Raw genomic sequence first — 20,163 nt, forward strand, 5'->3', positions numbered from 1 at the left:
ACGTCGGCACGACGCCATAACTATCACTGCTAGTTTTAGTACCGTGCGAGCCGCCGGAGGCACTCCCATGTCCGTCAAGCCGTCGAAACTCCCACCGTTCGACCCGGCCGACCCCATCGGCATCGACGACCTCCTCGAGCCGGAGGACCTCGCGATCCGCGACACCGTGCGCGGCTGGGCCACCGACCGCGTCCTGCCGCACATCGCCGAGTGGTACGAGAACGGCGAGCTCCCCGGCATCCGCGAGCTGGCCCGCGAACTCGGCTCCCTCGGCGCCCTGGGCATGTCCCTGCAGGGCTACGGCTGTGCCGGCGCCACCGCGGTCCAGTACGGCCTGGCCTGTCTGGAGCTGGAGGCGGCCGATTCCGGCATCCGCTCCCTCGTCTCCGTCCAGGGCTCGCTCGCCATGTACGCGATCCACCGCTTCGGCTCCGAGGAGCAGAAGCGGCAGTGGCTGCCCGGCATGGCGGCCGGCGAGATCATCGGCTGCTTCGGCCTCACCGAGCCGGACCACGGTTCGGACCCGGCCGGGATGCGGACGTACGCCAAGCGTGACGGCGACGACTGGATCCTCACCGGCCGCAAGATGTGGATCACCAACGGATCGGTCGCCGGGGTCGCCGTCGTCTGGGCGCAGACCGACGGGGCCGACGGCGGCTCCGGCATCCGCGGCTTCGTCGTGCCCACGGACAGCCCGGGATTCTCCGCGCCGGAGATCCGGCACAAGTGGTCCTTGCGTGCCTCGGTCACCAGCGAGCTCGTCCTGGACGGGGTGCGGCTGCCCGCCGATGCCGTACTCCCCGGCGTCACCGGTCTGCGCGGCCCGCTCAGCTGTCTCAGCCATGCCCGCTACGGCATCGTCTGGGGGGCCATGGGCGCGGCGCGCGCCAGCTTCGAGTCGGCCGTGGACTACGCGAAGACCCGGGAACAGTTCGGCAAGCCGATCGGCGGCTTCCAGCTGACCCAGGCCAAGCTCGCCGACATGGCCGTCGAACTGCACAAGGGAATCCTGCTCGCCCACCACCTGGGCCGGAGGATGGACGCGGGCAGGCTCCGTCCCGAGCAGGTCAGTTTCGGCAAGCTCAACAACGTGCGGGAGGCCATCGAGATCTGCCGCACCTCGCGCACGATTCTCGGCGCCAACGGGATCTCGCTGGAGTACCCGGTGATGCGCCACGCCACGAATCTGGAGTCGGTGCTCACCTACGAGGGCACCGTGGAGATGCACCAGCTGGTGCTGGGCAAGGCGCTCACCGGTCTGGACGCCTTCCGATAGAAGGCGGACGGTGAACCGGACCTGTCCGGCGAGCGCCCTGCTCAGCTCTGGTTGAAGAAGCCGTCGGCCGGCCGGCCGGCGGCTTCGCCGGTCACCACCTGGGTGTCGGCGGGGGTCAGAAGGAAGACCCGTGTGGCCACGCGCTCGATCGAGCCGCGCAGCCCGAACGTCAGACCTGCGGCGAAGTCCACCACGCGCTTGGCGTCGGCGGGGTCCATGGCCGTGAGGTTGACGATCACCGGCACACCGTCCCGGAAGAGCTCGCCGATGCCGCGCGCGTCCCGGAAGCTGTCCGGGGTGACGGTGGCGATCCGGCGGCCTCTGTCCTCGGCCGTCTCGGCAGCCACCTGCACGCGGGGGTCGGTCGTCCAGGCCTGGTTCGTGCCGGTCTCAGCATCCTCGGAGTACTCGTCGTCGTAGTACCGCTCGTCGTTGTCCTCTACGAGGCCCAGCCAGGCACTCGCCTTGCGCACCGATCCCATGGACGCCTCCTCTCACCGCGGTTCCTTGGTGTCCGCATCTCTTTCCTGTCCCTATGGTCGTCCATGATGCGGATACTGCGCCAAGGGGATAGTCGGCGCGCAGGGGATTCGTGACGGTACTGGTGCAGAAGATGTGGCGATTCGTCAAGGTTCCTCCTGTGTAAGGCCGCTCGCGGAAAGAAAATATGATGCTCCGGTCCGTACGGGTGACATGGGGGACGTACGGGTGAACGGGTCACTCGATACGATGCACGCCGCGCATGTGCACGAGCGCGGCACATCAGGTGAACGACTCCCGGGGGATCGTCGTGTTCGGAATCGTGAGGCCCTGTACCCATCGGCTGTCCGAGAGGCTCAAGACGGAGTGGATGGCCCATCTCTGCGGGCTGTGTCTCGCTCTTCGCGCGGACCACGGCCAGTTCGCCCGGATCGTCACCAACTACGACGGCCTGATCGTCTCGGTCCTGACGGAGGCTCAGAGCGAACGGGTCACGGGACAGCGGCGCACCGCGGGCCCCTGCCCGCTGCGCTCGATGCGGACGGCTCCGGTCGCCCGCGGTGAGGGGGCCAGACTCGCCGCCGCCGTCTCGCTCGTGCTGGCGTCGGCGAAGGTGCGCGACCACGTGGCCGACCAGGACGGGCTGTTGAAGCGGCGTCCGGTCGCCGCCGCGGCGCGCCGGGTGGCCGCAGGCTGGGACAGGGCCGGGGCGCGTACCGGCGCCGAGCTCGGATTCGACACGGCGGTACTGGTCGACGCCGTCGACCGGCAGACCGGGATCGAGTCACTCGCCGGACCGGGTACCCCCCTGCTGACGGTCACCGAACCGACCGAGACGGCGACGGCCGCTGCCTTCGCGCACACCGCCGTACTCGCGGGCAAGCCGCAGAACGCCGCGCCGCTCGCCGAGGCCGGGCGGCTCTTCGGGCGGCTCGCCCATCTGCTGGACGCCGTGGAGGACCGGGAAACTGACGCGGCGTCGGGTGCCTGGAACCCGCTCACCGCCACCGGCACGCCGCTCGCCGAGGCCCGGCGGCTGTGTGACGACGCACTCCACGGGGTGCGGCTCGCGATGCGCGACGCGGAGTTCACCGACGGCAAGCTGGCGCACGTGCTGCTGGTGCACGAGCTGCGGCGCTCGGTGGACCGGGCCTTCGGCTCGGCCTCCTGCTCGCATCAGCCGGACCTGCCGTCGGGATCCTTCGGCCCGGCGCCCGGCAACCCGTACGCGCCGACACCCGGTGGCCCGTACGGTCCGCCCGGTCCGCCGCTCCCGCCCGAGCCGCCCCGCAACCGGCGCGGTCTGATCGCCGGCTGTTTGGTGTGGGCGGGACTCGCCTGCACCTGCCAGATGTGCTGCGGAAGCTTCCACGACCCCTGGTCGGGGCAGGAACGCGAAGGCCTCTGCCAGAAGTGCGACTGCGGGGACTGCTGCGATGCCTGCGACTGCTGCAGCAACTGCTGCAGTTGTGGCGGGGAGGACGGCGGCTGCTGCGACTGCGGGTGCGACTGCTGAACCGGCCGGTCAGGCAGCCGCACCGTGGCGGCGCGTGGGGCGGTCGTACGTGAGACGGTCGCCCGTCCTCACCTGATCTCGGGGGGCGAGATCTGCGACGACTCGATCGCCGAGCCCTTCGTGCCCCACTTCCTCAGGATCCGGTCGTAGGTCCCGTCCGTCTTGAGGCCGTTGACCGCAGCCTGGAAGGCGGGTGCGAGCGGGGTGCCCTTCTTGAAGGCGAATCCGACATCGAGCCGCTTGAACTCGCTCAGGAAGCGCAGCCCCTTCTGCTGGGTCACCGCGTAGCGCAGCCCGTTGATCGTCGACATGACGACATCGCTGCGGCCCTGCTGGAGCGAAATCCAGACGGCGGCCTGGTCGGCGTACGTCTTCACGTCGTACGCCTTCTTGCCCGCGTCGGCGCACACGTGCTTGTTCTCCTCCAGCGTCGCCTCGAACGTGGTACCGGCGCTGGTGGCCACGGTCAGGCCGCAGAGCTGGGTGAGGTCGGTGACGTCCTTCAGCTTGCTGTCGTCGCGGACGGCGAAGCCCTGGCCGTCGTTGATGTACGTCACGAAGTCGATCGTCTTCAGGCGCTCGTCGGTCACCCCGAAGTTGCCGGTACCCAGGTCGTACTTCCCGCTGCCGAGCGCCGGGAGGATCGCCTCGAACGAGGCGACCTCACGCTTCAGCTTCAGCCCGAGGGCCTTGGCCGCCGCGTCCGCGAACTCGATGTCCGCGCCGGCCAGGGTCTTGCCGTCCTCCAGGTAGAACGCTCCGGGCGGTGTCCCGATGCTGGAGGCGATGGTGAGGGTGCCGGAGTCACGCACATCGGCGGGCAGCAGCTTCGCCGCGGCCTCGTTCTTCTTCACCGACGAGACGACGTCGACCGTGGAGAACTTCTTCTTGCCCGCAGGGCCGGAACCGGCAGAGGAGGCCGCCGGGTCACCCGATCCGCAGGCGGTGAGCGTGAACGCGGCAACGGTGATCAGGGCGAAGGCAGCGGTGTGCCGAATTCGGGGCATGACGGAGACTCTCCGGGTTCGTCGACCGCGCTCCGGTGCGTGGGCGCACGGAGCCACGGGGCGGGAGATCAGCTGTGCGAGGGGAGGGTGGAGCAGCGTCGTGTACGTGAAGGCACGCGGAAGATCAGCTCGAGCGCCGGCAGGGGCGCGAGCGGGGAAGAGCGGAAAAGCAGGGGGTCAGCTCAACAGGAACAGGACCACACGCGACCGAAGTCGATGTGGGAGCGGGTGACCAGCCACTGCTGCGAATACATGGCCCAAGTGGAACAGGCATCCGGTTGCACGTCAACTGGCCTGAGACGTACGGCTCACAGTGTGGACAAGCTTGACAACCGGCCCCGGACAGCGGTTGTCTCGGAACCGGACCGGCGCTGAGGGGCCCGGTCCACGTTGTGTTTCTGCTGAAGGCACATCCCGTGTTCGATCTCTGCATCCACGGAGCCTTCGCATGTCCGCGCAGACAGATACCCTCCCGCCACCGCTTCCGGCCCCGCCCGCACAGCACGACGAAGCCTCCGCCCCGCGCATCGTCCCGGTACGACGAACAGGGCAGTGGGCAGCGGCCGTTGCCGTCCTCCTGCTTCTCGCGGGGGCGTTGAGCTCGGTCATCCGCAACGACGCGTTCCAGTGGGACGTCGTCGGCGACTACCTCACCACCGCCTCCGTACTGCGCGGCCTCGGGCTCACCCTGTGGCTCACCGGCCTCGTGATGGTGCTCGGCTTCGCCCTCGGGACGCTCCTCGCCGTGTTCAGGCTCTCCGGCAACCGTGTGCTGCAGGCCGTCAGCTGGGGATACATCTGGCTGTTCAGGTCCACCCCGATCCTGGTCCAGCTGCTCTTCTGGTTCAACATCGGCGCGCTGTACCCGGAGGTACTCGGCGTCAGCACGGTGAACATCCTCGGCCCCGTCGCCGTGGCCGTGATCGGACTCACCCTCCACGAGGCCGCGTACGCCGCCGAAGTGGTCCGCGGCGGCATCCTCTCCGTCGAGCGCGGGCAGCTGGAGGCCGCCCAGTCGCTCGGCCTCGGACCCTGGCGCCGGCTCCGGCGGATCGTGCTGCCGCAGGCCATGCGCTCCATCGTCCCGCCCGCCGGGAACATGCTCATCGGCACGCTCAAGGGCACCTCGATCGTCAGCATCATCGCCGTGCAGGACCTGCTCTACTCGGTGCAGCTCGTCTACCACCGCACGTACGAAGTCATCCCGCTGCTGCTGGTCGCCACCCTCTGGTACATCGCCGTCACCTCCCTCCTGTCCCTCGGGCAGTACTACGTCGAACGCCACTACGCGCGCGGCACGGCGGACGCCCGATGAGCGGCGTACCGACCCTCGTCATCATCGGCGGCGGACCGCGCGGCACCGGCGTCATCGAACGCATCGCCGCCAACGCGGAGGACCTGTACGAGGACCGGGGCCTGGACATCCACCTCGTCGACCCGTACCCGCCCGGCGGCGGCCGGATCTGGCGGCAGGACCAGTCCCCGCTGCTCTGGATGAACTCCATGGCCGAGGACGTCACCATGTTCACCGACGACACGGTGCAGCAGGACGGCCCCGTACGCCCCGGCCCCGCCCTGCACACCTGGGCCGCCGACGTCCGCGAGGGGCGGACCACGACCGGCGCCGCCCCCGCGATACTGGAGGAGATACGAAGCCTCGGTGCCCAGGACTTCCCCAGCCGCCGACTGCAGAGCGCCTATCTGCGCTGGGTGTACGAGCAGGCGCTCGCCGCACTCCCGCCGGGCATCACCGTCCACGAACACCGCGGCCGCGCACGGCAGATCACCGGTCCCCGCGACGGCCGGCAGCGCGTCTGGCTCGACGGGCGCACCGAGCCCCTCGTCGCCGACCTCGTCGTCCTGACCGTCGGTCACCTCGACGCCGAACTCGACCCCGCACAGCGGGAACTGGGCGACTTCGCGGCACGCCACGGGCTGGTCCACCTGCCACCCGACTTCACCGCCGACACCGACCTGGCGGCCCTGCCCGCGGGCGAACCGGTCATCGTCCGCGGCTTCGGTCTCGCCTTCATCGACCTGATGGTCCTGCTCACCGAGGGCCGGGGCGGACGGTACGAGAACGGCGTCTACGTGCCCTCGGGCCAGGAACCCGTCCTGTACGTCGGATCGCGGCGCGGCGTTCCGTACCACTCGAAGATCGGCTACACCTGGACAGGTGAACGGCCGCCCCTGCCACGGCACTTCGGGCCCGACCGGGTGGCGGAACTGCTGAGCGGTCCCGGCCCTGTGGACTTCCGGGGCGATCTGTGGCCGCTGATCGGCAAGGAGCTCGGCCACGCCCACTACCACCGGCTGTTCACCACCCACCCCGAGCGCACCACCGTCGAATGGGGCGACTTCGACGAGAAGTACGCCGTCGCGGAGCCCGACAGCGCCGAACTGCGGGCCCTCGTCTCCTCGGCCGTACCCGACCCCGCCGACCGGCTCGACCTGGAGGCGCTCGACCACCCGCTGGACGGGGTGCGCCACGCCTCGCACGACGCCCTGCAGGACGGGCTGCGCGACTACATCACCGCCGACCTGGCACGCCGCCACGACCCCGCCAACAGTCCCGATCTCGCCGTCTTCCTCGGACTGCTGTCCGTCTACGGGCAGCTGATCCACTTCGGCGACATCGGCGAGAAGTGGCACAGCTTCTTCAGCTACCTCGCCTCCGGACCGCCCGGCCCCCGGCTGCGCCAGCTCCTCGCCCTGTCCCGCGCCGGAGTCGTCCGCTTCCTCGGAGCCGGGCTCACCGTCGAGGCCGACGAGGAGCGGGGCGTCTTCCGGGCCTCCGGCACGACCGTGCCCGGAGAGTTCACCGAGGCCCGGGCACTGGTCGAGGCCAGACTCCCCGACCCGTCCCTGCACCGCACCCGCAGCAGGCTGCTGCGCGGACTGTACGAGGACGGGGCCGCCGGCACCGACACGGGACTGCTCTCCGTGGACGCCCACGACAGCCGGATCCTGGGCGTCGACGGCCGCCCGCACCCGCGCCGTTTCGCCCTCGGCCCGTACACCACCGCACGGTCGAGCGGCGCCTTCACCAGGCCGCGCACCGGCGGCCCAGCGTTCCGGCAGAACGACGCCACCGCCCGCACGGCGCTCGCGTTCCTGCGCGACCTCTCCTGTCGTGACCGCCGCACCGCGTGAGTGCGGCACACCCTCCCGTACACGTCGCCGAAGGAATCCGAATGCCGCTGACCAGCGATCCACCCATCGACAAAGAGACCGTACGAACACCCCCGCAGGAAGAACCCGGCTTCGCCGAGCTGACCGTGGTCCCACTGCGTCACCCCTGGCGCTGGGTCGCCGTCGCGGCCACCGCGGTCCTGCTCGCCCAGTTCCTGAACGGGCTGATCACCAACCCCGGCTGGGAATGGGACGTCTTCGCCCAGTTCTTCACCACCGAGACCATCCTCAAGGCGGTCTGGGTCACCCTCCAATTGACCTTCTACGGAACGGTCATCGGCTTCGCGCTCGGCATCGTCCTCGCCTTCATGCGGCTGTCGGCCAGCCCCTTCCTCAGGGCCGTCGCGTACGCCTACATCTGGGCGTTCCGTTCGATCCCGCTCATCGTCCAGCTGCTGTTCTGGTTCAACCTCGCCTACCTCTACAAGGAGCTGCAGTTCGGCATCCCGTTCGGACCCGGCTTCCTCTCCTTCGACACGATGAACCTCGTCGGAGCGATGAGCGCGGCCGTCCTCGGGCTCGCGCTGCACCAGGCGGCGTACGCCGCGGAGATCGTCCGGGGCGGCGTACTGGCCGTGGACAGCGGCCAGTTGGAGGCCGCCGCCGCTCTCGGGATCCCCCGGCTGCGGCAGCTGCGGCGGATCGTGCTGCCACAGGCGATGCGCTCCATCCTGCCGAACGCCGCCAACGAGATCATCTCCCTCTTCAAGGGCACCTCGATCGTCTCCGTGATGGCGATCGGCGAACTCTTCTACCAGGTCCAGGTCGTCTACGGCCGCAACGGCAGGGTCGTGCCCCTGCTGATGGTCGCCACGGTCTGGTACATCCTCCTGACCACCGTGCTCTCCGTCCTCCAGCACTACGTCGAACGTCACTACGCCAAGGGGGCCGTGCGATGAGCGCACCCACAGATGTATCCACCGATGTACCCGCGGACGCCATGGTCGAGATCCGCGCCGTGCACAAGAGCTTCGGCTCACTCGAAGTGCTCCGCGGTATCGACCTGTCCGTACGGGCGGGAGAGGTGACCGTCGTCCTCGGTCCCTCCGGCTCGGGGAAGTCCACCCTGCTGCGCACCATCAACCATCTGGAGAAGGTCGACCAGGGCTGGATCAGCGTCGACGGCACCCTCGTCGGCTACCGCCGGTCCGGCAACAAGCTGTACGAGCTCCGCGAACGCGATGTCCTGCGCCAGCGCACCCAGATCGGCTTCGTCTTCCAGAACTTCAACCTCTTCCCGCACCTGACCGTCCTGGAGAACATCATCGAGGCCCCGGTCGCTGCACTCGGCCGCACCCGCAAGGACGCCGTCGCCGCTGCGGAGACCCTCCTCGCCCGGGTCGGGCTCGCCGACAAGTCGGGGGCGTACCCCAAGCAGCTCTCCGGCGGCCAGCAGCAGCGCGTCGCCATCGCCCGCGCGCTCGCTCTCGAACCGAAGCTGCTGCTCTTCGACGAGCCGACCTCCGCGCTCGACCCCGAACTCGTCGGCGAGGTCCTCGACGTCATCAAGGACCTGGCGCACCAGGGCACCACGATGATCGTCGTCACCCACGAGATCGGCTTCGCCCGTGAGGTCGCCGACACCGTCGTTTTCATGGACGAGGGGCGGATCGTCGAGCAGGGGAAGCCCGCCGACGTACTCGACCGCCCCGTCCAGGAGCGCACCCGCGCCTTCCTCTCCAAGGTCCTCTGAGCCATGTCCCGGCAGTCCCCGTCCCCGAAGTCCCTGTCCCCCCGGCCCCCGTCCCCGAAGTCCCTGGTTCCGCAGTCCGTGTCCCCGCAGTCAAGGAGCAGTCACGTGTCCGTCCGCCGCACCCTCGCCGTCGCCCTCGCCACTCTCACAGCCGCCGGTCTGCTCACCGCCTGCGGCAGCAGCGACGCCGCCACCGACGTGGTCCGTCCCGAGGGGGAGAAGGACACAGGGATCAACATCGGGCCCGACCAGAAGCGGATCAGGGGCGAGAAGGTCGACGCCATCGCCGCCAAGGTGCCCGCCGCCGTCCGTGAGCGCGGCACGCTCCGGCTCGGTGCGAGCGCCGACGCCTCACCCCCGCTCGGCTTCTACGCGACCGACGACAAGACCCGGATCGGCAGCGAGATCGACATAGCGACCCTGATCGCCGACACGCTCGGACTGAAGCCGCAGTTCGACGAGGTCTCCTGGGAGAACCTCTTCGTCGGCCTCGACAGCTCCAAGTTCGACGGCGTCCTGTCCAACGTCACCGTGACCGAGGAGCGCAAGGAGAAGTACGACTTCGCCACCTACCGGCTCGACAACATCGCCTTCGAGGCCAAGAAGGGCTCCGGCTGGAAGGTGAAGGGCCCCGAGGACGTGGCGGGGAAGACGATCTCCGTCGCCTCGGGCACCAACCAGGAGAAGATCCTCGTCGACTGGAGCGAGCAGAACGTCCGGGCCGGCCGGAAGCCGGTGGAGATCAAGTACTTCCAGAAGGACACCGACTACTACCTGGCCCTGCAGTCGGGCCGCATCGACGCCTACCTCGGCCCGAGCCCCTCGGCCAACTACCACGTCGCGGCGGCCGGCCAGTCCGAGATCGTCGGCACGCTCTCCGGCGGCGGCGACGGCGTCCAGGGGAAGATCGCCGTCACCACGAAGAAGGACAGCGGCCTGGTCGAGGCCTACGGCGCGGCGATCGACCACATCGTCCAGGACGGCTCCTACGCCCAGGTGCTGAAGCGCTGGGGGCTGTCCAACGAGGCCGTCGAGAAGTCGGAGATCAACCCGCCCGGCCTTCCCAAGACCAAGAACTGACCCCGAGAGGTCCCCGCAATGTCTGCCACCAGGCCACTCCATCTGGCCGCCGAGATCGGCGGTCCGCCGCGCTACGACGCCGCCTCCCACGTCGCGCTCGCCCGGCTCGCCGAGCAGGGCGCGCTCGACTTCGTCACCCTCGGCGACTCCTTCGCCCGGCCGGGCCCGGACGCGCTCGCCGTGCTCGCCCGGGTCGCCCCGGCCACCGCCCGGATCGGTCTCGTACCGACCGTCACCACCACACACACCGAGCCCTTCCACGTCTCGTCCGCCGTCGCCACTCTCGACTGGGTCAGCAAAGGCCGGGCCGGCTGGCACGCCGACGTGTCGACGACCGAGGCCGAGGCCCGGCTGTTCGGCCGCCGCGGTGCCGCACCCGCCGCCGCCCTGTGGCAGGAGGCCGGGGAGACGGCCGATGTCGGAGCCCGGCTGTGGGACAGCTGGGAGGACGACGCGGAGATCCGGGACGTCGCCACCGGCCGTTTCATCGACCGCGACAAGCTGCACTACGTCGACTTCGAGGGCAGCACCTTCTCCGTACGGGGCCCGGCCATCGTGCCCCGGCCGCCGCAGGGCAGGCCCGTCACCGTCTTCGACGGCACGGGCGGCCCGGCCCGGGAGTCCGCCGCGCGGTACGCCGACGTCGTGTACGTACGGGCCACCTCGCCCGAGCAGGCCGCTTCCCTTCGCACGGATGTGCGCCGCATCGCCGCGGCGCACGGCCGCGATCCCGACACCCTGCGGGTGCTGGTCGCCCTCACCGTCGACCTCGGGGACGCGGAGACGGCACCGGAACCGGGGCTGGAGAACGGTCCGCAGCTCGCCGGGCGGGGCACCTACTTCCGGGGCGGCCCGGTCGACCTCGCCGAACTCATCACCCAGTGGTACCGGGTCGGAGCCGTCGACGGTTTCCACCTCACCCCCATCACCCCCGAGCGCGACCTCGAAAGGATCGTCAACGGCACCGTGGCCCTGCTCCAGCACCGCAGCCTCTTCCGCACCTTCTACCCGGGGGGCACACTGCGCGAGCACCTCGGCCTGGCCCGCCCGGCCAACCGCTACGCGCACGCCAGGACTTCGGGGGCGACCTCATGAAGCAGATGCACCTCGCCGCCCACTTCCCCGGCGTCAACAGCACCACCGTGTGGACGGACCCCCGCTCCCGCAGTCAGATCGACTTCGCCTCCTTCGAGCACCTGGCCAGAACCGCGGAACGCGGCCGGTTCGACTTCTTCTTCCTCGCCGAAGGGCTGCGGCTGCGCGAGCACAACGGCCGGATCCACGACCTGGACGTGGTCGGCCGCCCGGAGTCCCTCACCGTCCTGAACGCCCTGGCCGCCGTCACCGACCGTCTGGGGCTCGCGGCCACGGTCAACGCCACCTTCAACGAGCCGTACGAACTCGCCCGCCGAATCGCCACGCTCGACCACCTCAGTGACGGGCGCGCCGCCTGGAACGTCGTGACCTCCTCCGACGCCTTCACCGGGGAGAACTTCCGCCGCGGCGGCTACCTCGACCGCGCGGACCGCTACACCCGCGCCGCCGAATTCGTCGCCACCGCCCGAGAGTTGTGGGACTCCTGGACCCCGGACGGGACCTCCCGTCCGTTCGCGCACTCCGGACAGCACTTCGAGGTCTCCGGAGAGTTCACCGTCCCGCGCTCCCCACAGGGACACCCGGTGGTCATCCAGGCCGGGGACTCCGACGAAGGCCGGGAGTTCGCCGCATCGGCCGCCGATGTCATCTTCACCCGGCACGGCACCCTGGAAGCGGGACGGATCTTCTACGCCGATGTCAAGGAACGGCTCGCGAAGTACGGCAGGCAGCCCGAAGACCTGAAGATCATGCCCGGAGTCACCGTCGTCCTCGGCGACACCGACGCCGAGGCGCAGCAGAACGCCGCCGAGATCCGCCGGCAGCAGGTCTCCCCGCAGAACGCCATTCTCGCCCTCGAACAGGTCTGGGGCCGCGACCTCTCCTCGTACGACCCGGACGGCCCCCTGCCCGACATCGAGCCGGATCCCGAGTCCGGGCTGGTGCAGGGCAGGGTCCGGGTCGCCGATCCGTCGGCCGTGGCCGCCAGGTGGCGTGCCCTGTCGGCAGCCAAGGGGCTGTCCATCCGCCAGACGGTCATCGAGTCCACGGCCCACCAGTCCTTCATCGGCTCACCGCGGTCGGTGGCCGCCGAACTGGAGAGGTTCGTCTCCACCGACGCGGCCGACGGCTTCATCCTCGTACCGCAACTCACACCGGGCGGCCTCGACGACTTCGTCGACCGGGTCGTCCCGCTCCTCCAGGAACGCGGAGCCTTTCGCTCCGAATACACCGGCTCCACCCTGCGGTCGCACCTCGGTCTGGCCGAGCCGGTATGGAAAGGTTGATCACATGAGTACGGACGTACAGCAGGGCAGCCAGGACTTCCAGGAGTGGCAGCGGTGGCACGAGGGGCGCATCGTCGCGGTGGCGGCACCGCACGGCCCGCTCTCCCTCACGGGCACCCACTGGCTCTCCGAACACCCCAACGGTCGAATTCCGGCCGTGCCGGGGGAGTGGCGTGAGGACGGCGACGAGGTGGTGCTCACCGCCGCCGCCGAGGACGGGCTGACCGTCGACGGAAAGCCGCTGGCCGGCGAGGTCCGTCTGGGCGCCGACCACGGGCCCATCGACGACTCCCGGGTGGCACAGGGCGAGCGCCGGCTGGTCGTCCTCAGCCGCGAAGGCCTTTGGGCGGTACGGGACTTCGACCCGCTGTCACCCGCACGGCAGGCCTTCCGCACCATCGACGCCACCCCGTACGACGCGCGCTGGTCGCTGGAGGGCACCTTCCGCCCGTACGGATCCGACCGGACCGTCCGGGTGGAGAACGCCGACGGGCGCGAGCGGGGGCTGGGGCTCGGCGGCGAGATCGCCTTCCGGCTGGACGGCGCGGAGCACACACTCCAGGTCGCGGTCGAGCCCGACGGCTCGCTCTGGGCCGTCTTCGCCGATGCCACCAGCGGAGACAGCAGCTACCGCTTCCGCTTCCTGCGGCCCGAGGCCCCGGACGCGGCCGGCAAGGTCAGGGTCGACCTCAACCGCGCGCTGCTGCCGCCCTGCGCCTTCGCCGACCACTTCATCTGCCCCTTCCCGCCGCCCGGCAACACGCTCGCGGTCGCGGTCCCGGCGGGGGAGCGGAACCGCATCGACGCCTGATCCGTCCCACCGGCGACGCAGCGCCCGGCCATCCGGCCCCGTCAGTCACAGAGCCGACGGGGCCGTCCCGGCGCGCGTCCGGCCGCGGCCGAAAGGCGCCCTTGCGCGGCGAGTTGACGCGCCCAATACTCCCGAGCAGCGCTTGTCAGGGGCACGGGGCATCCGGAATTCGAACGCCTTCGGGATGCGGACGCACCCGCTGACTGCGCCTCACGGGTCCGGCCACCCCACAGGCGGGCCCCCGATTCCCCTCGGGAGGAACGACAAGTGAGGATCAAGCGCACCACCCCCCGCAGCGGCACAGCGAGACGCAGCAGGATCATCGCCGTCTCCGCAGGCCTCGTCGCCGTCGCTGCACTCGCCGTCCCCGCGGCCAACGCCAACTCGACCGGGACGTTCAGCGCCAACCAGCTCACCGCCGCCCAGGACGCCGTACTCGGCGCCGACATCGCCGGTACCGCCTGGAACATCGACCCCGCGACCAAGCGCCTCGTCGTCACGGTGGACAGCACCGTCTCGCAGGCGGAGATCAACCGGATCAAGGAGTCCGCCGGAGCCAACGCGGGCGCCCTGGACATCGAACGCACCCCCGGAACGTTCAGCAAGCTGATCTCCGGCGGCGACGCCATCTACGCATCCAGCTGGCGCTGCTCCCTCGGCTTCAACGTCCGCAGTGGCAGTACCTACTACTTCCTGACGGCCGGGCACTGCACCGACGGCGCCGGGACCTGGTGGTCCAACTCGGGGCGCACCACCGTCCTCGGTACCACCTCGGGCTCCAGCTTCCCGACCAACGACTACGGCATCGTGCGGTACACCAACACCTCGGTCACCAAGTCGGGCACCGTGGGCAGCCAGGACATCACCAGTGCCGCCAACGCCACGGTCGGCATGTCCGTCACCCGCCGCGGCTCCACCACCGGCACCCACAGCGGTTCCGTCACCGGCCTCAACGCCACGGTCAACTACGGCGGCGGGGACATCGTCTACGGCATGATCCGCACCAACGTGTGCGCCGAGCCCGGCGACTCCGGCGGCCCGCTCTACTCGGGAACCCGGGCGATCGGTCTCACCTCGGGCGGCAGCGGCAACTGCAGCTCCGGCGGAACGACCTTCTTCCAGCCGGTCACCGAGGCGCTGAGCGCCTACGGCGTCAGCGTGTTCTGACAAGGCCCGGCACGGCCGTACCCCTGTGAGCCCCCGCCGATTCCCGGCGGGGGCTCCCCTTCGGTCCGCGGCTTTTGAGAGGATGTCAGGACGGTCGGTCGCAGAGGCACCACGGGGGCGGACGCTGCACCTGTCCGGAGGGATGCCCTCCGGGCCCCCACAGACTCCCAGGGGGTTCCAGGTCCGTGAAACGCATCGGAGTGACCGGTCACCGATCCATCCCCCAGGAGGCCTACGCGCACGTCCTGGAAGGGATGCGGGCGGCACTGTGCGGCCTCGAAGGCTCCACGGAGGCCCTCTCCAGCCTGGCGGTCGGAGCCGACCAGCTCTTCGCCGACCTCGCACTGGCCTGCGGTGCGGAGCTGACCGTGGTGATCCCCAGCGGGGACTACGAGGCGGGCTTCGCCGACGAGGCCGACCTCGCGCGCTACCGGATGCTCAAGGCCCGGGCGGCCCGCGAGGTCCGGCTGGACTACCCGCACTCCACCGACGAGGCCTACTACGCGGCGGGCGCCTACATCGCCGACCACTGCGACCGGCTGCTCGCGGTGTGGGACGGCCGTCCCGCACGCGGCCTGGGCGGCACCGGCGACATCGTGACGTACGCCCGGAGCCTCGGCCGGCCGGTCACGGTCATCTGGCGCGACGGCGTGGAGCGGGCCTGACCCGACGCGCGCTCACATCCGGTGGCGGACCAGCCAGTCCGTGTGCTCGGGGGAGACGATCCGCTCGGTCTCGAACACGGCGGCCGCCCACTGCCGCTCCGTCAGAGTGGTCTCCATCGCCGCCTGCATGTTCTCCAGATCGTCCTCCACCAGCGAGTGCGCGGAGACCAGCGGGTGGTGGCGGCGCATCTCGTTCCAGGCGAGACAGGCGGCAGCGGCGGCGGAGAGCGATCCCGTCAGCGCGAAGGACCCGGCCGTGCCGAACGCCTGCAGCAGGGCGAGGACCAGGGCGGGCAGTGTCAGTGCGGCGATCGTGCTCGACCAGACGAACGCACCGCGCCGGGAGACCAGCCGGCGCCTGCGGTACCAGCGCCGCTGCTCGATCAGCCGGTCCCGGATGTACGTCTCCTTGCGGACCGTGAACGCCTTGTCCCGTAACTCGCGCATGGACTCGGTGATGAGTCCGCCGCCCGCGTCCGTCATCTCCTCCCGGGGGTCGTCCCACCCCACCTTCCTCAGCTCCTGGAGGCCGTCCTCCAGCCGGTTGGCGAACACGGCCTCCGGATGGTGGGTGCCGGTGTCGAACGGCGAGCCGTGAACGGCGTAGCGCCAGCAGTTGGACTTGATGTACTCCGCTGCCGACCGGTTGAGCTGCCAGTGCGACTTGGCCTTGCGCCGTGAGGCGAGATACGTGGTGACCAGGACGCCCAGGTACGCCAGTACGGCCACGGAGTCGAGGAGCTGGAACGAGTCGCCGACCTCGACGTGCCAGGGCAGAGCGCCCGGGACGGTGCCGAGGACGAGCAGGATCAGCTGCCCGCGGGTGGTGTTGACCGCCTCCCGCTGGCGTGCGATGGCGATGGCGTCCGTGTGGTGGAAGAGCGCCGGAAGGTCCTCGCTCCGGAAGACCATGGACTGAAGTGGTCCGGGAATCGCCGTCATGTTCACCCCCGTGTGAAGTTGTGGATGTGCTCCGTCGGTCATACGGCCGGTCCGGCCGTGTGTGCTGCCCGGGGCTCAGGAGGGTGCACGGCCGAGGCCTGCCGGGGCCATGAGAGTAGGGTCGCCTCCCCGCAGACTGCAATGGTGCCTCCCGGCCGGCCCGTTCCCGAAGGGCGCTCTCGTTTGATCCGTCGCCCCATGAGAGGGTCTGACAACTGAGCATGTATACAGGCGAGTTGACCCGCAGTAGCGCGAACGGGGTCTCGTCTGCCACGGGGGGAGACAGTGTGAACAACGCAGGCCGTGGCCCTATGGGTCCGCCGTCCGAGGCGCAGCGCAGGGTCCGCCGGAGCCCCCTGCTCTTCACCGCGCCGCTGGTGCTGCTCGGGCTGCTGGTCCTCGTCCTGTTCTGGGAGGCGATCCGTGCCAACATGACGGCCGATGCGCGAACCCAGTGGCCGTGGCGCCTCCAGCTGCTCGAGATGGAGGCGCTGGGGAGCCTGCTGGCCGTCGCGGTCGGCGCCGTACTGGCCAGGGCCCAGTACGCCCGCACCGTTCGGCCCTATCTGGGCTGGCGGGGAGCCTGGGCCAAGGGTCTCCTCAAGGCGGATGCGCAGGCGTGGCGGGTGGGCATACTCAACGGCGGTCAGCACATCGCGGCGGTCGAGGCCTTCGACTGCCGGGTGGTGCTGGCGGGGGAGACCGAGTCCGGTGCCGCCTCGTGGGTCGACGTCTCCGAAGCCGTGGCCGAACTGACCGCGGCCGGACTGGTCGTGGCCGAGGACTTCCAGCTCGTCGAGTTCGGCAGGGGCTTCCCCCTGGTGGGGACCGGAAGCTACGAGACGGTCCTGGTGGGCGCCTTCTCACGGAGATTCGTCGAGAAGGTCGACGCGCTGTACGTACGCGTCCGTGTGACCGACGTGGTGGGCGACAGTCATGAGCGCATCGGCGACTGCATGAAGAGTGCGCGAGGTGTGGGCCACGCCCCGCTCGACTGATGGTCGTCCCCGCCGCGAGCGGCCGGGCAGACCGTTCACGCGCAGGATCGGTCACCCCGGACCACCGGACGGGTGAACGGGCCGGAAGTGAACACCTGTTGTCCTGGGAGTGTCCTGAAGTCGACGCCGGGAGTGCTCCCGGTCCGAGCGGGATCCGCGGAGCGACGGCCTCCGCGGCGTCCGCCGGAGCGGTCCCGGCCGCAGGTGCTTTGGCCTGCGGATTCATTCATCACCCAGGTGGGCGAACCCCGGCCGGCATTTCCTTCTCCGAAATGCTCCATTACCGCAAGGTTTCACGTCAGGGCGGCGTGTGAGAGGGGCCGGTTGGGAGTAAAGTCGTGCTGAATATGCGGACTCCGACGCCCGAGTCGTTGTCCGAAAACACCCCCTCCAAGGACCCTCAAGGACGGCCGTGAAGACCTACGAAACCTCCCCCTCCTCCGCTTCCGACCACGCGAAGAAGAGTCGTGTGGCACTTGCCGAGATCGATGCACGCAGCATCGAGGCATCCAGGAAGCTCGGCCGGGTATTCGGCACGCCCGTGGGTCGTCCTGTCCAGACGTCGAGCTTCAGCTCTGCGCTCTGAGCCAAGCTTCCGCTCCGAGCTCCGAGAGGGGTCCTGGCGTGGCTAGACTGGGAGAATGACAGGACCCCTGGTCCCTTTTCGCGAGATCGTGCTCAAGGTGCACAGCAGGTGCGATCTCGCGTGTGACCATTGCTATATCTATGAACACGCAGATCAGAGCTGGCGTACCCGCCCGAAAACGATCTCTGACGAAGCCATTTCATGGACAGCTCGACGACTGGCCGAGCATGCCTCGGCGCATGCGCTCGATTCGATGTCAGTGATCCTGCATGGAGGAGAGCCACTCCTGGCCGGACCCGCGCAACTGCGTCGTGTCTGCGAGGAGCTCACATCGGCGATGAACGGTGTCGCTGAGCTGGACCTCAGGATCCACACCAACGGTGTCCAGCTCAGCCCCCGCTACCTCGACCTCTTCGACGAGTTCCACGTCAGGGTCGGCATCTCGCTCGACGGCGATCGCACGGCGAACGACCGGCACCGCCGCTTCGCCAACGGGCGTACCAGCCATCCTCAGGTTCTCGCAGCCGTGGATCTGCTCCGTCAGGAGCGCTACCGCCACCTGGACCTCGGGCTCCTGTGCACCATCGACATCCGGAACGACCCGGTCGCCGTGTTCGACGCGCTCGCCGAGCTCGAACCGCCCCGTGTCGACTTCCTTCTGCCGCATGCCACCTGGGACGATCCCCCGCTGCGGCCGGACGGTTCGCCCACCGCCTACGCCGACTGGCTCCTCGCGGTCTTCGACCGCTGGCAGGAGCAGGATCCGGAACACCGGCTGCCGGTGCGCCTCTTCTCCTCGGTGCTCTCCACCCTGAGCGGCGGCCCCAGCCTCACCGAGTCCCTGGGCCTCGCGCCCACCGATCTCGTGGTCGTCGAGACCGATGGCCAGCTGGAGCAGGTGGATTCGCTCAAGAGCGCGTACGAGGGTGCGGCGGCCACCGGATTCGATGTCTTCTCGCACTCGTTCGACGACGTCGCCGCCCACCCCGGAGTGCGGGCGAGGCAGCTCGGGCTGGCGGGCGTCAGCGAGACGTGTCGCCGGTGCCCCGTCGTACGTTCGTGCGGTGGAGGCCTCTATACGCACCGCTACAGCTCGGCCACCGACTTCGACAACCCGTCCGTGTACTGCCATGACCTGGAAGCGCTGGTGCGTGGCATCGAGGCGCGTACCGCTCACCTCACGGTCCCCCCGGCGGTGACCGACCCGCAGGAACTGGCCGCCGAACAGCAGGACCTGACCCGCACCCTGCTCGCCGGGCTCCATGCCGAGCTGGACGGCCGCGGCGGGACGCGCTGGGACGAGGCCTGGGAGCTGGCAGCGGTGCTCGAGTCGTCCGAGGAGGGCGCCGCGGCGCTCGACCGGGTGCTGGCTCATCCGTACACGCGGACCTGGCTGCTGGACACGCTCGAAGGCCTGCACGCAGGACGGCCCGGAGCGGTCGACGACGCCTTGAGGTTCCCGGCCTATGCGGCGGCAGCCGCGGTACGGGCGGGTCTCCCCCTGGCGGCGGAGGTTCCGTACCGGGACGGCAGGCTCTATCTGCCCACGCTCGGCGAGCTGCGGACCGGTGGGGCCGGGCAGGCCGGCACGGTCCGGGTCTGCGCCACGGACGACGGGTTCGTGGCGCGGCCGGACAGCGGCGGGGCCGAGTGGCGGATCGTGACGGGCGGGCCGGATGACGAACCCGACTGGCTCCCGGTACGCCTTGTCGGCCGGGACCGCGCACCCCTCTTCGTGCTCGACGACCTCGACCCGTACCGGGACTGCTTCGGCGCTCCGGCCGCGCCCCGGCTCGGACAGGCCGAGGCCGAGGCGTGGGGCGCCGGCCTCGCGGAGGCATGGGCGCTGCTGGAGGCGTCGGCGCCCGCCACGGTCGCGGCTGCCCGGGGCGGTCCGACGACGCTGACCCCGCTCACCACGGGGCGCAGCGAGGAGCGGCGCCTCGGCCACGGCGCGATCGGCCTCCCCGTGGCGGGTGACGCGAAGGAGCTGGCGCCGGGACTGGTGCGCGGGCTCCGGCGGACCACGTTGCGGGCCATTCTCGACATTACCGAGCTCTATGCGTCGGACGGTGCCTGGGAACATCGCCTGCCATGGACGGAAGAATTGGTTCCGTTTTCCCGGCTGCTGGCCGACACCTATGAACGGGTGGCAATGGCCGCTCTTGATCCCCGTTACATGGAGGGTGTGGAACAGGCACTCGACATGATCGGGACAGCGGCCGAGCCAACGGTCGCGGGAAGGCGATTCGTCGGGGTACTCACGGAGGAGATGAAGGAAACACGGGACAAGTGGGCCGAATAGCCACAGGATTGCCGTGAATCACGAAGGCACCGGATGAACCTGGGTATGGATGACTGAAAAGCGG

Annotated in this window: 18 protein-coding genes; 15 read left to right on the forward strand and 3 right to left on the reverse strand. The window is 69.9% G+C overall.

What is annotated here, in order from left to right:
• Positions 1-67 precede the first annotated feature (67 nt).
• The gene (locus tag ACFW9O_RS00235) at positions 68-1,276 is read left to right on the forward strand and encodes an acyl-CoA dehydrogenase family protein (protein ID WP_384603366.1); all 1,209 of its coding nucleotides are present in this window, start codon (positions 68-70) and stop codon (positions 1,274-1,276) included.
• A 41-nt stretch (positions 1,277-1,317) separates the two neighbouring features.
• Here ACFW9O_RS00235 and ACFW9O_RS00240 read toward each other — a convergent pair whose 3' ends face one another.
• Complete coding sequence (locus ACFW9O_RS00240) at positions 1,318-1,758, reverse strand: cell division protein SepF (RefSeq protein WP_329212617.1); 441 nt, start codon at positions 1,756-1,758, stop codon at positions 1,318-1,320.
• Between the two features lie 308 nt (positions 1,759-2,066).
• Between ACFW9O_RS00240 and ACFW9O_RS00245 the strand changes: the two genes are divergently transcribed.
• Positions 2,067-3,272 (forward strand): DUF5685 family protein, encoded by a 1,206-nt coding sequence (locus tag ACFW9O_RS00245; RefSeq protein ID WP_384603368.1) that lies wholly within the window; start codon positions 2,067-2,069, stop codon positions 3,270-3,272.
• A 68-nt stretch (positions 3,273-3,340) separates the two neighbouring features.
• On the opposite strand, the gene ACFW9O_RS00250 is transcribed toward ACFW9O_RS00245, so the two are convergent.
• Positions 3,341-4,279: an ABC transporter substrate-binding protein gene (locus ACFW9O_RS00250; RefSeq protein ID WP_384603370.1), complete on the reverse strand. Its 939-nt coding sequence runs from the start codon at positions 4,277-4,279 to the stop codon at positions 3,341-3,343.
• Positions 4,280-4,727: 448 nt separating this feature from the next.
• Between ACFW9O_RS00250 and ACFW9O_RS00255 the strand changes: the two genes are divergently transcribed.
• The 10 genes from ACFW9O_RS00255 to ACFW9O_RS00300 all read left to right on the forward strand — a co-directional run bounded on the left by ACFW9O_RS00255 (position 4,728) and on the right by ACFW9O_RS00300 (position 15,268).
• On the forward strand, positions 4,728-5,594 hold the full coding sequence (locus ACFW9O_RS00255; protein ID WP_351171258.1) for an amino acid ABC transporter permease: 867 nt from the start codon (positions 4,728-4,730) through the stop codon (positions 5,592-5,594).
• Positions 5,591-7,432: an FAD/NAD(P)-binding protein gene (locus tag ACFW9O_RS00260; protein WP_384603373.1), complete on the forward strand. Its 1,842-nt coding sequence runs from the start codon at positions 5,591-5,593 to the stop codon at positions 7,430-7,432. The genes ACFW9O_RS00255 and ACFW9O_RS00260 overlap by 4 nt, the downstream gene beginning before the upstream one ends.
• Before the next feature lie 41 nt (positions 7,433-7,473).
• Entirely contained in the window at positions 7,474-8,370 is an 897-nt protein-coding gene (locus ACFW9O_RS00265; protein ID WP_384603375.1) for an amino acid ABC transporter permease, read from the forward strand.
• Positions 8,371-8,411: 41 nt separating this feature from the next.
• Positions 8,412-9,164 carry an amino acid ABC transporter ATP-binding protein gene (locus ACFW9O_RS00270; protein ID WP_384605186.1) on the forward strand — a complete coding sequence of 251 codons (753 nt, stop codon included), beginning with the start codon at positions 8,412-8,414 and terminating at the stop codon, positions 9,162-9,164.
• Between the two features lie 105 nt (positions 9,165-9,269).
• On the forward strand, positions 9,270-10,244 hold the full coding sequence (locus tag ACFW9O_RS00275) for an ABC transporter substrate-binding protein (protein WP_384603378.1): 975 nt from the start codon (positions 9,270-9,272) through the stop codon (positions 10,242-10,244).
• 18 nt (positions 10,245-10,262) lie between these two features.
• Positions 10,263-11,339 carry an LLM class flavin-dependent oxidoreductase gene (locus ACFW9O_RS00280; RefSeq protein WP_384603380.1) on the forward strand — a complete coding sequence of 359 codons (1,077 nt, stop codon included), beginning with the start codon at positions 10,263-10,265 and terminating at the stop codon, positions 11,337-11,339.
• Positions 11,336-12,625 carry an NtaA/DmoA family FMN-dependent monooxygenase gene (locus ACFW9O_RS00285; protein WP_384603383.1) on the forward strand — a complete coding sequence of 430 codons (1,290 nt, stop codon included), beginning with the start codon at positions 11,336-11,338 and terminating at the stop codon, positions 12,623-12,625. Before ACFW9O_RS00280 ends, ACFW9O_RS00285 begins: the two co-directional genes overlap by 4 nt.
• Before the next feature lie 4 nt (positions 12,626-12,629).
• Positions 12,630-13,436 (forward strand): DUF1684 domain-containing protein, encoded by an 807-nt coding sequence (locus tag ACFW9O_RS00290; protein ID WP_384603386.1) that lies wholly within the window; start codon positions 12,630-12,632, stop codon positions 13,434-13,436.
• Positions 13,437-13,703: 267 nt separating this feature from the next.
• Complete coding sequence (locus tag ACFW9O_RS00295; protein WP_384603388.1) at positions 13,704-14,603, forward strand: S1 family peptidase; 900 nt, start codon at positions 13,704-13,706, stop codon at positions 14,601-14,603.
• Positions 14,604-14,788: 185 nt separating this feature from the next.
• Positions 14,789-15,268, forward strand: coding sequence for a hypothetical protein (locus tag ACFW9O_RS00300; RefSeq protein ID WP_351171282.1), 480 nt, complete (start codon positions 14,789-14,791; stop codon positions 15,266-15,268).
• A 12-nt stretch (positions 15,269-15,280) separates the two neighbouring features.
• Here ACFW9O_RS00300 and ACFW9O_RS00305 read toward each other — a convergent pair whose 3' ends face one another.
• Positions 15,281-16,210: a DUF4231 domain-containing protein gene (locus ACFW9O_RS00305; RefSeq protein WP_384603390.1), complete on the reverse strand. Its 930-nt coding sequence runs from the start codon at positions 16,208-16,210 to the stop codon at positions 15,281-15,283.
• A 287-nt stretch (positions 16,211-16,497) separates the two neighbouring features.
• Here ACFW9O_RS00305 and ACFW9O_RS00310 point away from each other — a divergent pair, with 287 nt between their 5' ends.
• The 3 genes from ACFW9O_RS00310 (at position 16,498) to fxsBH (ending at position 20,099) form a co-directional block, all read left to right on the forward strand.
• Positions 16,498-17,208 (forward strand): hypothetical protein, encoded by a 711-nt coding sequence (locus tag ACFW9O_RS00310; RefSeq protein WP_384603392.1) that lies wholly within the window; start codon positions 16,498-16,500, stop codon positions 17,206-17,208.
• A gap of 412 nt (positions 17,209-17,620) precedes the next feature.
• Entirely contained in the window at positions 17,621-17,794 is a 174-nt protein-coding gene (locus ACFW9O_RS00315; RefSeq protein WP_351171290.1) for an FXSXX-COOH protein, read from the forward strand.
• Positions 17,795-17,849: 55 nt separating this feature from the next.
• On the forward strand, positions 17,850-20,099 hold the full coding sequence (fxsBH, locus tag ACFW9O_RS00320; RefSeq protein ID WP_384603395.1) for a radical SAM/SPASM protein FxsBH, inactivated beta-hydroxylase extension form: 2,250 nt from the start codon (positions 17,850-17,852) through the stop codon (positions 20,097-20,099).
• Positions 20,100-20,163: the final 64 nt, after the last annotated feature.

Source organism: Streptomyces sp. NPDC059499 (assembly GCF_042749285.1).
GTDB lineage: Bacteria > Actinomycetota > Actinomycetes > Streptomycetales > Streptomycetaceae > Streptomyces.

Bases quoted from the DNA above. Each gene is read 5' to 3' on its own strand.
- ACFW9O_RS00290 (WP_384603386.1), top strand. From the start codon at position 12,630: ATGAGTACGGACGTACAGCAGGGCAGCCAGGACTTCCAGGAGTGGCAG.
- ACFW9O_RS00240 (WP_329212617.1), bottom strand. From the start codon at position 1,758: ATGGGATCGGTGCGCAAGGCGAGTGCCTGGCTGGGCCTCGTAGAGGAC.
- fxsBH (WP_384603395.1), top strand. From the start codon at position 17,850: ATGACAGGACCCCTGGTCCCTTTTCGCGAGATCGTGCTCAAGGTGCAC.
- ACFW9O_RS00235 (WP_384603366.1), top strand. From the start codon at position 68: ATGTCCGTCAAGCCGTCGAAACTCCCACCGTTCGACCCGGCCGACCCC.
- ACFW9O_RS00265 (WP_384603375.1), top strand. From the start codon at position 7,474: ATGCCGCTGACCAGCGATCCACCCATCGACAAAGAGACCGTACGAACA.
- ACFW9O_RS00285 (WP_384603383.1), top strand. From the start codon at position 11,336: ATGAAGCAGATGCACCTCGCCGCCCACTTCCCCGGCGTCAACAGCACC.
- ACFW9O_RS00260 (WP_384603373.1), top strand. From the start codon at position 5,591: ATGAGCGGCGTACCGACCCTCGTCATCATCGGCGGCGGACCGCGCGGC.
- ACFW9O_RS00280 (WP_384603380.1), top strand. From the start codon at position 10,263: ATGTCTGCCACCAGGCCACTCCATCTGGCCGCCGAGATCGGCGGTCCG.
- ACFW9O_RS00305 (WP_384603390.1), bottom strand. From the start codon at position 16,210: ATGACGGCGATTCCCGGACCACTTCAGTCCATGGTCTTCCGGAGCGAG.
- ACFW9O_RS00270 (WP_384605186.1), top strand. From the start codon at position 8,412: ATGGTCGAGATCCGCGCCGTGCACAAGAGCTTCGGCTCACTCGAAGTG.
- ACFW9O_RS00255 (WP_351171258.1), top strand. From the start codon at position 4,728: ATGTCCGCGCAGACAGATACCCTCCCGCCACCGCTTCCGGCCCCGCCC.
- ACFW9O_RS00250 (WP_384603370.1), bottom strand. From the start codon at position 4,279: ATGCCCCGAATTCGGCACACCGCTGCCTTCGCCCTGATCACCGTTGCC.